Below are 11,741 nucleotides of genomic sequence, written 5' to 3'. Positions count from 1 at the left end.
CCTAGCGGTTCATTCTGCGTTCGAAGCGGGCGCGAGCGAGGTCGTAGGCCTGGCGGAGCAGCGTCCGGGCGGTCTGGGCTGTCGATGGTCCCGGATTGACTATGGCCAGCCACCCCAGGGATCCGTAGACAGGATGAGCAATTACACTGTCAGCGACGCTTGGATCAACGTCGTCGGCCGGCTCCCCTGGTTGGTGGCCGGTCCACTCAACGAAGGCGGCCCTTCCGGCGGCAATATTTACGCGGAAGAATCCTGGCCGGTCAAGGCGCGACTGCTCATCTTCGGGGTAGTCCTTTGCCACGATCGTCGCAAAGGGTTGAGTTGCTTGGGGCATGATGCCGTCGGGGGCGTAGTAGAAGAATGTGTCACCCCAGGCAAGTTCTGGCGAGCCATCTCCTTGGCCGGCCGTGACGGCCAGTGCACCGTCGAAGCTTTTCACCAAAGCAATAATTTCATCGATGGTCATGCCTCAAGCATTTCATTTAATTTGGTCGTCCCGATCAGCCGAGCGGTGTCATGATGGGCGCATGAGCCAAGTCACGTGCGATCTGACCATCTCCCTCGACGGATTCGCCGCCGGACCGAACCAAAGCCTGACGGACCCCCTGGGCGAGGGCGGAGAGCTCCTGCACCGGTGGCAGTTCGAAGAACCCGAGCCCAACGCAGCCGCGCTCGACGGCATCCTCGCGGCCGGCGCCTACATCATGGGACGGAACATGTTCGCAGGGCGCGGGGCGTGGGATGAGGAATGGCGGGGCTGGTGGGGTGAGGAACCGCCCTATCACGCACCCGTGTTCGTTCTCAGCCATCATCGACGCGAGCCTCTGGAGATGCAGGGCGGCACCACGTTCAACTTCGTGACTGATGGGATCGAATCCGCGCTGGCCCAGGCGCGGAAGGCCGCTGGCGGCAAGGACGTGGCCGTTGCCGGAGGAGCGCAGACCGTCCGCCAATTCCTTTCGGCGGGGCTGATCGACGAGCTGCGGCTCCACATCGCGCCCATCGTCCTGGGAGCGGGCGAGCGGCTGCTGGACGGCGTCGAGAATCTCAAGCTTGAGCCGACGGAAGTGAGCGGTACCCGCCTCGTCACCCACGTGCGCTACCGGGTAATCCGCTGAAAATCCGACGAAACTCCGGAGTAGCTTGCTGACCGGCCTGTCACGGGGCTCTGCACGGTACGCACGTACGCGTTCTGCCGTCCGGGCGGCACGCCGTCGCGTTAGCATTGGTCCCGACACGTCTGACCAGGAGGATGCATGCCGTACACCGTTGACTTCGAGAACGTTTCTACTGTCGGCTTGGAATCGTCTCCGGTCGCCGAGGCCCTCGCCGGGTTGCGCGCCAACGAGGCCCGCTATTACCGGAACAAGTACGACCATGCCTTCACCGTGAGCCCTGCAAGCGAGGTTCCGGAGGTGGTCGACCGGGTGAGCCGGATCCTCCGGGACGAGCGCGACATCGTCATTGGATCCCGGCCGCTGGAAGCGACCGCCTTCGAAGTCGACGGCTTGCGGATGGCCTACGTTTTCTACGAGTCGGGGCTGTCGATCAACGTCATGTACAGCATCGAGGACGGCGGGAAGCGGGCGGTCGGGTTCAAGCTTGCCGAGGGCATGGAAATTCCGGAGGAGTTGGCGCCGCGCTTCAAGTTCGCCCGCCAAAAATCGAAGCTGGCTGGCGTTATTCGCGGCTCCTACTTCGTGATCAAGGGCGAGTACTGACCGGGGGATGGCCCTCATGTCCGGATTGTCGAGCATCAAGCGCATGCTCCGGGTCATGCGGCGCTGTTGATTGAGGAACGCGGGGTTCTCGTCGCCGGTCACATGCTTTCTGATGTCTTGATTCCGATGCTCGACTTGAACGACACCGCTGACCCGATCGAGGATTGCCTCGCCGCGCTGCGGCTGCTCGAGGGCGTGGTGGGCGACGTCGATGTCCCCGTCCCCGGCCACGGGTCCATCGGCGGAGCTGATCAGGTACGCGCACGGATCGACCAGGATCGGGCGTACGTGCACGCCCTGCGTGACCCATGTTGCCAGCGATCCGCGGGTCGGGCCGTCGGCTATGCCGGGCTGGGACTGGGTGGGCGGCGTGCACGCACGGCAACTCCAGCAGCTCGCCCGAAGAAACCAGCGCGACGGAACGCCCGGCTAGCCATCGCATACCGGGCACTGCGGGCTGTCCCCGCGCACCCCGCGACTGGACGAACTGCTTCGAGCCTGCCCGGAGCCAATTGGTCGAAGTATGCAAACTGTCCGACCCCGGGGCTACACTAAAGTATCGAACATATATTCCCATTAGCCTGGGGTGGGTTTTGGGCGTCTGAACTGCGGTTTTACTGCCCAGACAGGTGTCCTTGACGCCAAGATGGAGAAGGTCGAAGCACGTTCATGCGTGGTCCAGACCCACGCGCCTGGACAGGGCTGACGTGCCGCCCCGTGGCAGAGCGGGCATGCCTTCTTCATAGTTTTCATGGCTGGAGCGTATGGCCAGGGTCGGCCATGGTTCGGCTGCGGATCATGGCCGGGCCTCACAACCGGCCAGGGAGTTTCTCGAGATGGGCGCCCTGCTGGGTGTACTGACGGCTGGTGCATGTCCACAATCCGCCACTTAGAGGTCCAACTGCTCGGACACGCGGGCTTCCGGGCCGGCTAGTCGACTGCTATTGCTTGCTGCACGCCACGTAAGGCAGCCCCTCTGACGTACTTCGGGTAGGGGTACTGCGTCAGGGACGTGGCGATTATTTCACGGAGCCAGTCCACGGGAGGAGATGGGATGTCGCGTCGGTAGGTATACAGGGTGACGCGGCCGGGTGCGATGTTGAAAGGGAGCGCAAACTGGCGGACCGATCCGTGGGACTCGATGATGTCGGCGAGGGCTTTGGGTACGACGCTGATGTGGTCTGTCACGGCAAGGGTCTGCGCGACCACGGCAAAACTTGGGAGGGTGATGGTCACGGAGTCACGGACGCCCAGTTCGGCCAGCCTGTGGACGACATGCTCGTGCCCCAACGCCTTCGACACGACAACATGTTTTTCGGCGGCGATTTCCTCCATCGATGGGTTGTCGGAGATGCGCGGGTGCGTCCTGGCACAGACGCCCACGTAGGGCATGTCCATAAGGTGCTCACCCAGCACGTCACTCTCGGGTATGGCAGGGATCCCGATTGCCGCGTCGATTTCGTTGCGCCGTAGTCGATCGTGGAGCTGGGAGATGTCCAGCGGTATGACGTCGAGACGAACATTCGGCGCGGCCTCCAGCACGGCCGAAACGATGTAAGGAAACAGTGCCATGAGACCGAGGTCGGTCATCATGAGCCGGAACCGGTGGGACGTGCTGGCAGGATCGAATTCGGAGACGCCTTGAACCGCTGAGTCGATCATCCGGAGTGACTGACTCAATTCCGGATAGAGACCACTTGCCGTCGGTGTCGCTTCCAGGCCCTTCGGTCCGCGGTGAAAAAGCGGATCTCCGAAGAGTTTGCGCAACTTCGACAACGCATAGCTCACGGATGGCTGGCTGATGGCCAGGATTTCCGCGGCCTCGGTGACGCTGCGTGTCTCGTATACAAGCACGAAAACCCGCAGAAGATTCAGATCATACTTGCCCGGTTCGTCCATACAGCAAGGCTAGAGGATTCCCCCTTCTCTGTATAGAGAATATCTATATCAGCATACCTACATTCTATTTGCTAAATATCGGTGGGAAATCTAGCCTTGAATCAGTGGTGATCTACACCACAGAACGACCAGGTCAAAGTTGATATCCGTTCAGCCGGCACTCCGAGCAAACAACAATCCTTTGGCCGACCTAGCTATTAGAGGTGGCAACGATGAAGTACACCGTCGACTCAATGCGCACGGCACCGGAGACTTACGCCTGGAGCCGCTTCGGGCAGCCGGAGTACACGAACTGGCTTGACGAGAGCATGTCGTGGAAGGAGACCTGCTACATCGGCGACTGGTCCTTCCTGTGGCAGCACCGGTTCACCGGTCCCGACGCGCTCCGGCTGTTTTCCGACATCACCGTGAACAGCTACAAGAAGTTCGACATCGGCCAGTCCAAGCACGCGATCCACACGAACAAGGACGGCAAAGTCATTCATGAAGGCGTCCTCACCCGCTTTGGCGAGGAAGAATTCGTCGTCCATGGCCGCGGCGGTTTCTGGGCCGCATTCAACTTGGAACGCGGCGGCTACGACGCGCGGGGAACCAAAGAGGACTGGTTCATTTTCCAGGTCTCCGGCCCCAACGCCGTAAAAGTTCTGCACGAGCTCACCGACTCCCGGGACCTCCTGGAAGCAAAGTACATGCACGTCGTGCCCATCACCGTGGCCGGGCACAGTATCTACGCACTGCGCCAGGGCATGGCAGGTGAGGTCGGCTTCGAACTTCAGGGACCCAAGGAAATTGCCCAGGAGATCTACAACGCTGTCCTCGAAGCCGGCAAAGTCCACGGCATCCGTAAACTGGGCGGCCGGGTCGCCCTGATCAACCACCTTGAGGCCTGCTTCCCCACCATCGCCACGGATTACATCCCGGCCATCTTCGACGAAGACATGGCCGAGTACCTGGAGTACTTCCGTGCCGCGATGCCGGCTTTCGCCCAGCCTGCCTACATCGCGGGCAGCTACGACGGTCAGGACATCAGCGAGTACTACCGCAGCCCGGTGGAACTGGGATGGGGCAAGGTCGTCAACACCGAACATGAGTTCCTTGGCCGCGTTGCATTGACCGCCGAAAAGGCATTTCCGAACAGGGTCATCCGGACCCTTGAGTGGAACGGCGAGGACGTCGCCGATGTCCAGGCATCCCTCTTCCAGGAAGGGGACCACTACGACTTCATGGAAATGCCCCGTGACCAGCGAGGTTTCATGTGGGCAGACCGGGTCGAGATCGACGGTCAGCTCGTCGGGGTCGCGACATCACGCGGATACTCCTACTACTTCCGCAAGATGCTCTCGCTGGCAACCGTCGATGTGGAGCACTCCGAGCCCGGCACCGAGGTAACCGTCATCTGGGGAGCCCCGGGCCACCCCCAAAAAGCGATCCGGGCCATTGTCCGCCCGGCCCCCTACAAGACCGACAAGTCACGAGGTGATCTCCTTGCAACCGTCTAGCACCACCCTCCCGGCCAAGCCCGCCGCAACTGGCGGCACCGCCGATAATGGCTGCCTTAACGTCAGCTGCCCCGATCAGCCCGGAATCGTCGCCAAGCTGACCCAGCTTCTCGGTGCCCACGGGGCGAACATCGTATCCCTCGACCAGTTCACCACCGGGCCCGAAAACGGCACGCTGTACCAGCGCACGGTCTTCCACCTTCCCGGGTTCGCCGCTAAGCGGGAGACTTTGGAAGCGGACATCCAGACAAAACTCGCCGAACCGCTGCAGATGGAGTGGAAACTCACTGACACATCCAAGCGCAAGCGGGTCGCGATCTTCGCATCCAAAACCGACCACTGCCTGCTGGACTTGTTGTGGCGGCACCGCCGCGGGGAAATCCCCATGGACATCGTCATGGTCATCTCCAACCACCCGGATCTGGCCGACCAGGTGCGCCCGTTCGACATCCCCTATTTCTACGTACCCGTTAGCGGGGATAAGAAGGACGCAGAGCGCAGGCACCTGGAACTCCTGAACGGCAACGTGGACCTCGTAGTCCTTGCCCGCTACATGCAGATCATCTCCGCGGAATTCCTCGACGAAGTCCAGGTCCCGGTGATCAACATCCACCACTCGTTCCTGCCCGCGTTTATCGGCGCCGGACCGTACCAGAAAGCCAAGGACCGCGGGGTCAAGCTCATCGGAGCGACGGCCCACTACGTGACCAAGGACCTGGATGAGGGACCGATCATCGAACAGGACGTCATCCGCGTCTCCCACCGTGAATCGACCCCGGAGCTGATGCGCTTCGGAGCCGACGTCGAACGAAGCGTACTCTCCCGTGCGGTCACGTGGCACTGCCAGGACAAGGTCATGCGCGACGGCAACACAACGATTGTGTTCTGACCATGACAGCACACATCATCGACGGCAAAGCACTCGCCAAGAAGATCCGAGAAGAGCTGCGCGCCGACGTGGAAAGCTTCAAACGTTCCACGGGCGGGCCCATCGGTCTGGCGACCGTTCTGGTCGGGGATGACCCGGCCTCAGAGGTCTATGTAGGCAGCAAACGCAAGCTCTCCAAGGAGGCCGGCATCGAGGACCTCCACCGCCGGCTGCCAATGGATGCCACCCAGGAACAGGTGGCTGCGGCACTGGACGAACTCGCAGCCGACCCCGCGGTCTCGGGCATCCTGCTCCAGCTTCCCCTCCCTTCGCATCTGGATGCCAAAGCCCTGATCGACCGGATCCCTTGGGAAAAGGACGTGGACGGGCTGACGACAACCAGCGCCGGGCGCTTGGCACGCAGCGTGGAAGGGCTGCTGCCGTGCACGCCGCAGGGAGTCATCTCCCTGCTCGAAGACGAGGGTGTTGAGTTGCAGGGCGCCAACGCCGTTGTCGTCGGGCGCTCGGACCTAGTCGGAAAACCGCTGGCCCAGCTCCTGCTGCAAAGGAACGCCACAGTGACCATCGCGCACTCGAAGACGAAGGACCTGGCGGCCGTCACGCGCCAGGCCGAGGTGGTCATTGCCGCTGCCGGTGTTCCCCACCTGATCGGCGCTGAACACATTTCCGCAGGGGCTGTCGTGATCGACGTCGGCATCCACCGTTCCGGTGAAGGGCTCATCGGTGACGTCGACTTCGACGCCGTCAGCAAGATCGCGTCAAAGATCACCCCGGTCCCCGGCGGTGTCGGTCCGATGACGATCGCCGAACTTCTCCGCAACACACTCAAAGCAGCACAGCTCCAAAACTAATCACGCAATTTGCCGGCCTATTGAGGCTGGGCCGGCCCCCACCGCGCGCCCGCACGGTGGACCTCCCCTCCCAAGGAATCCCCATGTCCCAAACCAGTGTCGCCACCGTCGTCGGCAGCGCCAAAATCTCCCGTTTCCACCTCAAGGCAGCCGCCATTTGCGCACTGCTTATGATCGCCGATGGATACGACCTTGTATCCTTTGGCTCCGTCATCCCCCACCTAATGAAGGACTGGGGCACTGACCCCATCACCCTCGGCGTCGTGGGTTCCACGGCCCTTGCCGGCATGTTCGCCGGCGGGCTTGTGGTCGCACCACTGGCTGACAAGTACGGCCGCCGCAAACTCATCGTCGCCGGGGGCTGATCCTCGCCAGTATCGCTGCGTTCGCGTGCGCGTTCGCCGACACCCCGCTGGTACTGGGTGCGTTGCGCTTCGTCGTAGGCGTGGCCCTGGGCGCGTTGGTTCCAAACTTCATGGCGCTCACGGGAGAACTCTCTCCCACCAAGTCCAAGGCGTTCTTCGTAGCCACCGTCTCGGCGTTCTACGCAGTTGGAGGAGTCGGCGCAGCGCTGCTGGCCATCTACATCGAGCCGGTACTGGGCTGGCGCGGAGTGTTTTACGTGGCCGGCTTGTCCATCCTGCTGGTGCCCGTAGTGCTCAAGCACCTTCCTGAATCCCCGGAATACCTGGCCCACGTCGGCCAAGCGTGAACGCCTGGACGCGGTGATGAAGCAGATCGAACCCAGCTAGAGTCTGAATACAGTAATCGCACTCCCGACCCCGGCCTCCGGCAAGTCCCGCATCGCGCAGCTCTTCACTCACGGGAACGCCCTGGCGACCTCACTCATGTGGGTCTTCTTCATCATGACGATGGTCCTCAGCTACGCCTTGAACACCTGGCTACCCAAGCTGATGCAAAACGCCGGCTTCGAGCTCGGCCCTGCCATGTGGACGCTCGTTATCCTCAACGCCGGCGGCCTGTTCGGCTCAATCGCAGGCGGCTGGATCGCCGGACGGACCTCCTACCGCAAGACCCTCGTTGGCTACTTCGCCCTGGCCATCGTGTCCTTAGTCCTTCTGTCCATAAAACCCAACGCGTTCATGTTGAATGTCCTTCTGTTCACTGCTGGAGCCGCAGTGATCGGGATCCTGGCCATCATCCATGCCTTCGCAGTGGAGTTCTACCCGGTCCACATCCGCAGCACCGGCGTCGGCTGGGCCACCGGCACAGGGAGAATCGGCGCCATAGCAGGTCCCATTCTCGGAGGCGCTCTGGTCGCGTCGGGCCTTCCCCTACAGATGAATTTCGTGCTCCTGACTATTCCCGCAGTTCTCGGCGTCACCGCAGTCATCATCGTTACAGCGCGCCGATTCAAATCAGCAGCCACCAAAGGCGAAAAACCCGTCCTCGTACCCTGACCACCCAACAACCCGGCGTCCCCGATCGGCAACAAACAGACACTGGATGGAAAAGATCGGAACAGATTCCATCAGGTCCCCGTCTCTGGACAAACAATCCCAGAGGCGGGGATTCCGGGCTCATGCCGCTGGCGTTTCCGCCAGCACGCTCGCGCCGGATCAGAAGGAGCCTCTTTTGCACCACAAACACACACTTGCAAGCGCAGGCGACCATTCCCTGCTGCTGGCGAGGCCGGAGTCCGGAACCTCACGACGGAAGCTGGTCCTAGCCACCGACTGGACCACACTGGTCACCGGCGAGAAGGTGTGGACCCGCACCCAGACCCCGCCCCACACAGCAGGATGGGTCGATGAAGTCACACCGGATGGAAGCATCGCCTGGATCGTTACGAGCGGAGCCATTCGGCGCATGTATCACCACAGCGATGGTGACGAGCTGTGGACGGGCCAGGACTAGGCCGGCCGCCCAACCCATGAACGGATGCTTACGCGTGGAGGCAGCCAGTGCTCATGATTCCTGTTCGAGTTCTGCCAGTCGCGCCCGCACCTGGTCGCCGAGCCCGCAGATCAAGTCGAGCTGCTCCGGGGTGAGGTGGTCGATCAGAACCTTGCGCACGTCCATCACGTGCGGCGCGGCGGCAGCCTCGATGACCTCGCGACCTTGCGGTGTGATGACCACGACGGCGCCGCGCTGGTCCGCCGCGCAGCGTTCACGGCCCACGAGACCGCGCTTTTCCATCCGGGTCAGATGCTGCGAGAGCCGGCTCTTCTCCCAGCGCAGAACGTCGCCTAGCGCAAACGCCCGCAGCCGCCCGTCCGGCGCCTCCGACAGGTGGGCCAGCACCTCGTAATCGGCGCTCGACAGACCGCTGCGCTGGCGCAGCTGCCGCTCGATGTACTGGGACAGATCGGCCTGCATCGTCATCAGGCTGCGCCAGGCACGCTGCTCCCGGTGGTCCAGCCAACGTTGATCACTCATATCTGTCACGTTACCCCATGGTTGACATGTTAACCATTCGACGCCTATGGTTTGGTTAACACATAAACTACCTGGAGGTTTTGCCGTGACCATCACAGCCATCGTTCTCAGCGCTCTGCTGGCCCTCGCCGCACTGGGCGCGGGCATCCCGAAGATCAGGCTCAAGGGCGATATCCCGCGCCAACTGCAGGAACACATGGGCGCCAGCGCCTCCCTCACCCGGTTCATCGGCCTGGCCGAGGCCGCCGCGGCGATCGGACTGGCGGTCGGAATCTTCTGGCACCCGCTTGGCATCGCGGCCGCTGCCGGCCTGGCCGTCGTGTTCGCCGGAGCGATCGCCTACCACCGCCGCGCCGGCGACTACGCCAACCCCAAGACCCGGGGCCCGGCGATGGCCCCGGCCGTCCTGGGCCTGGTCTCCGTGGTAACCGTGGCCACCTTGTCCCTGACTGCATAAACCACGCGCCCAGCGGAACCCGTGCCTGGCGCAGGCGCAGGTTGCCATGCCGTCGGCAGATCGCTCCGCCGCCCGGCCCGCCCCACTCCAACCAGAGCCCCCCTCACTCTGAACCAGCACCGTCCGCCCGGACGCGTGCCTCAACAAGCAGCACCAGGAGACGCCATGTCAATCCACATCCTTGCCCTCGTCGGTTCCGTACGCGCCGGATCACACAACGGCCAGCTCGCCCAGGCCGCCGCCAAGCTCACCCCGGAGCTAGTCGAGCTGTCCATACAGGAAAACCTCGAGCAGGTGCCCTTCTATAACGAGGACCTCGACAGCGAGGGGAGCATCCCGCAGCACGCCGCAGCCCTGCGGGAGTCCGCCGCGCGTGCCGATGCCCTCCTGCTGTTCGTCCCCGAGTACAACGGCACCATGTCAGCCGTTCTGAAGAACGCCATCGACTGGCTCTCCCGCCCCTACGGAGCCGGCGCCCTCTCCGGAAAGCCCGTCGCCGTCATCGGCGCCTCGGGCGGCCAGTACGGCGGCGTCTGGGCACACCAAGATGCCCGGAAGGCAGCAACAGCCGCGCAGGCCAATGTGATTGAGGACATCACCCTCTCCATTCCCAACTCGCTGACACGGTTCGCCGACACCCACCCGATCGACGACAGCGAGATCTCCACCGAACTCAAGTCCGTCGTCGCGCGCCTTGCCAAGGCGGCCGAACGCACCACCGCAGCGCACGTCTGACCGACTCCCACCCCCCGACACCCTCCTCAGCTTCGACTATGAAAAGCAGGCACACATCATGAGCAGCATCAGTATCATCGGTCTTGGAACCATGGCCCGAATCCTCGGCACCCGGGCGGTCGCCGCCGGCCACAGCGTCCAGGTCATCGGCCGTGACGGTACCAAGGCTGCCGCCCTGGCCGGCGGACTCGGTAGCCATGCCACAGCAGGGACGATCGCAAGCGGCGCGCTCACCGGTGACATCGTCATCCTGGCTGTGCCGTACACCAGCGCCTCGTCCATCGTCGGCCAGTACGGGGACGCCCTGACCGGCAAGGTCATCGTCGACATCACGAACCCCTTCGATCTCACCACGTTCGCCGCGCTCGTCACTCCCGAGGACAGCTCCGCCGCACAGGAGATCGCAAAGGCCGCCCCTGCGGGGGCGCATGTCGTCAAGGCGTTCAACACGCTCTTCGGCGGCGTCCTCGCGTCCGGTGAGGTCGAGGGCCGCCCCCTCGATGTGTTCATCGCCGGTGACGACGCCAACGCCAAGGCGTCCGTGTCCTCGTTCGTCGAGAGCCTCGGACTGCGCCCGTTGGTCACCGGTAACCTGAAGACCGCGCACTGGCTGGAAGGAGCGGGTCTGCTGCTTCTCGGTCAGGCCCAGCGGCAGAAGAACTTCTCCCTCAGCATTAAGTTTCTTGGCTGAACCCACGTCAAAGCGCCGCTCCCGATCCGGATCGGCCGGGACAACAACGGAGTAACCGGGCCCGCGGGACCAGATCGACCAATCCGGCGACCGGTGCGGAGACTCGATCTCTGAGATCGAGTCCCCGCTCGCCCCACTCCTCGACCCGATGCCGCACAGGCGGCGCGTGATGCAACCACTCACAAGGTGGGCTCCCGGCCAGGCCCCCGGCCGGCCGCACGGCCGACAACACCCCGATACGCCGACGCATGGCCCCGGCACGCACGCATGGCGGTGCGTCGGGCAACCCCAACCAGCGAAGGAACGAGCCCATGAAGTCCGGAATGATCGATTCGGGAACGCTCTCCCGCGCCATAGCCGGTCACTCAGTAAAGGCCGGTCACGACGTGGTCTTCAGCAATAGCCGCGGCCCCGAGACGCTCAAGGAAATCGTGAACGCCTTCGGGCCGGACCTTCACTTGCCCCACCTCTGGCGATACCGCTCCCAGTACTGATCCGCTGCGCTGAGAAAGTTCGCTTGCGAGTTCGCTCGGTGACAATCGGGTAACCCTCAAGCTCAGGAAGTCGCATGCCCTGCGCCAGAGCCGCGACGATAATCC

At 63.1% G+C, this 11,741-nt stretch carries 17 protein-coding genes; 14 read left to right on the top strand and 3 right to left on the bottom strand.

Translation table 11 applies throughout. From position 1 onward, the window contains the following. Position 1 precedes the first annotated feature (1 nt). A complete protein-coding gene (locus AC1D14_RS03965) occupies positions 2 to 466 on the bottom strand; it encodes a DUF6194 family protein (protein WP_230120030.1) in 465 nt (154 codons plus the stop codon). 61 nt (positions 467 to 527) lie between these two features. Here AC1D14_RS03965 and AC1D14_RS03960 point away from each other — a divergent pair, with 61 nt between their 5' ends. The 3 genes from AC1D14_RS03960 (at position 528) to AC1D14_RS03950 (ending at position 2,154) form a co-directional block, all read left to right on the top strand. Beyond that, entirely contained in the window at positions 528 to 1,118 is a 591-nt protein-coding gene (locus AC1D14_RS03960; RefSeq protein WP_230120031.1) for a dihydrofolate reductase family protein, read from the top strand. A gap of 138 nt (positions 1,119 to 1,256) precedes the next feature. Beyond that, positions 1,257 to 1,721: a phage tail protein gene (locus tag AC1D14_RS03955; RefSeq protein ID WP_230120032.1), complete on the top strand. Its 465-nt coding sequence runs from the start codon at positions 1,257 to 1,259 to the stop codon at positions 1,719 to 1,721. A 211-nt stretch (positions 1,722 to 1,932) separates the two neighbouring features. Next, positions 1,933 to 2,154, top strand: coding sequence for a hypothetical protein (locus tag AC1D14_RS03950; protein ID WP_230120033.1), 222 nt, complete (start codon positions 1,933 to 1,935; stop codon positions 2,152 to 2,154). A 497-nt stretch (positions 2,155 to 2,651) separates the two neighbouring features. On the opposite strand, the gene AC1D14_RS03945 is transcribed toward AC1D14_RS03950, so the two are convergent. After that, positions 2,652 to 3,620, bottom strand: coding sequence for a LysR family transcriptional regulator (locus AC1D14_RS03945; RefSeq protein ID WP_476968067.1), 969 nt, complete (start codon positions 3,618 to 3,620; stop codon positions 2,652 to 2,654). Between the two features lie 212 nt (positions 3,621 to 3,832). Here AC1D14_RS03945 and AC1D14_RS03940 point away from each other — a divergent pair, with 212 nt between their 5' ends. The 7 genes from AC1D14_RS03940 to AC1D14_RS03910 all read left to right on the top strand — a co-directional run bounded on the left by AC1D14_RS03940 (position 3,833) and on the right by AC1D14_RS03910 (position 8,737). Beyond that, the gene (locus AC1D14_RS03940) at positions 3,833 to 5,119 is read left to right on the top strand and encodes a glycine cleavage T C-terminal barrel domain-containing protein (RefSeq protein WP_230120035.1); all 1,287 of its coding nucleotides are present in this window, start codon (positions 3,833 to 3,835) and stop codon (positions 5,117 to 5,119) included. Then, complete coding sequence (purU, locus tag AC1D14_RS03935; protein ID WP_104174840.1) at positions 5,106 to 6,008, top strand: formyltetrahydrofolate deformylase; 903 nt, start codon at positions 5,106 to 5,108, stop codon at positions 6,006 to 6,008. The genes AC1D14_RS03940 and purU overlap by 14 nt, the downstream gene beginning before the upstream one ends. Positions 6,009 to 6,010: 2 nt before the next feature. Beyond that, on the top strand, positions 6,011 to 6,859 hold the full coding sequence (folD, locus tag AC1D14_RS03930; protein WP_230120036.1) for a bifunctional methylenetetrahydrofolate dehydrogenase/methenyltetrahydrofolate cyclohydrolase FolD: 849 nt from the start codon (positions 6,011 to 6,013) through the stop codon (positions 6,857 to 6,859). 83 nt (positions 6,860 to 6,942) lie between these two features. Next, entirely contained in the window at positions 6,943 to 7,224 is a 282-nt protein-coding gene (locus AC1D14_RS03925; RefSeq protein ID WP_476968066.1) for an MFS transporter, read from the top strand. Next, positions 7,221 to 7,571, top strand: a complete 351-nt coding sequence (locus AC1D14_RS03920) for an MFS transporter (RefSeq protein ID WP_476968094.1) — start codon at positions 7,221 to 7,223, stop codon at positions 7,569 to 7,571. Before AC1D14_RS03925 ends, AC1D14_RS03920 begins: the two co-directional genes overlap by 4 nt. Before the next feature lie 136 nt (positions 7,572 to 7,707). Beyond that, positions 7,708 to 8,280 (top strand): MFS transporter, encoded by a 573-nt coding sequence (locus tag AC1D14_RS03915; protein ID WP_476968065.1) that lies wholly within the window; start codon positions 7,708 to 7,710, stop codon positions 8,278 to 8,280. A gap of 175 nt (positions 8,281 to 8,455) precedes the next feature. Then, the gene (locus AC1D14_RS03910; RefSeq protein ID WP_104174759.1) at positions 8,456 to 8,737 is read left to right on the top strand and encodes a hypothetical protein; all 282 of its coding nucleotides are present in this window, start codon (positions 8,456 to 8,458) and stop codon (positions 8,735 to 8,737) included. A 51-nt stretch (positions 8,738 to 8,788) separates the two neighbouring features. Here AC1D14_RS03910 and AC1D14_RS03905 read toward each other — a convergent pair whose 3' ends face one another. Further along, on the bottom strand, positions 8,789 to 9,259 hold the full coding sequence (locus AC1D14_RS03905) for a MarR family winged helix-turn-helix transcriptional regulator (RefSeq protein ID WP_230120039.1): 471 nt from the start codon (positions 9,257 to 9,259) through the stop codon (positions 8,789 to 8,791). Positions 9,260 to 9,344: 85 nt separating this feature from the next. On the opposite strand from AC1D14_RS03905, the gene AC1D14_RS03900 reads away from it, so the two are divergent. From AC1D14_RS03900 to AC1D14_RS03885, 4 genes are all read left to right on the top strand, one after another. After that, positions 9,345 to 9,716 carry a DoxX family protein gene (locus AC1D14_RS03900; RefSeq protein ID WP_181038908.1) on the top strand — a complete coding sequence of 124 codons (372 nt, stop codon included), beginning with the start codon at positions 9,345 to 9,347 and terminating at the stop codon, positions 9,714 to 9,716. A gap of 165 nt (positions 9,717 to 9,881) precedes the next feature. Continuing rightward, positions 9,882 to 10,451, top strand: coding sequence for an NADPH-dependent FMN reductase (locus AC1D14_RS03895; RefSeq protein ID WP_230121445.1), 570 nt, complete (start codon positions 9,882 to 9,884; stop codon positions 10,449 to 10,451). Between the two features lie 58 nt (positions 10,452 to 10,509). Then, a complete protein-coding gene (locus tag AC1D14_RS03890) occupies positions 10,510 to 11,142 on the top strand; it encodes an NADPH-dependent F420 reductase (protein WP_230121446.1) in 633 nt (210 codons plus the stop codon). A 311-nt stretch (positions 11,143 to 11,453) separates the two neighbouring features. Then, positions 11,454 to 11,636 carry an NAD(P)-binding domain-containing protein gene (locus AC1D14_RS03885; RefSeq protein WP_230121447.1) on the top strand — a complete coding sequence of 61 codons (183 nt, stop codon included), beginning with the start codon at positions 11,454 to 11,456 and terminating at the stop codon, positions 11,634 to 11,636. Positions 11,637 to 11,741: the final 105 nt, after the last annotated feature.

This window comes from Arthrobacter sp. P1_B11, from assembly GCF_056406715.1.
The sequence above is the reverse complement of the archived record's forward strand: the minus strand, read 5'-3'. Positions and strand labels throughout refer to the sequence as shown.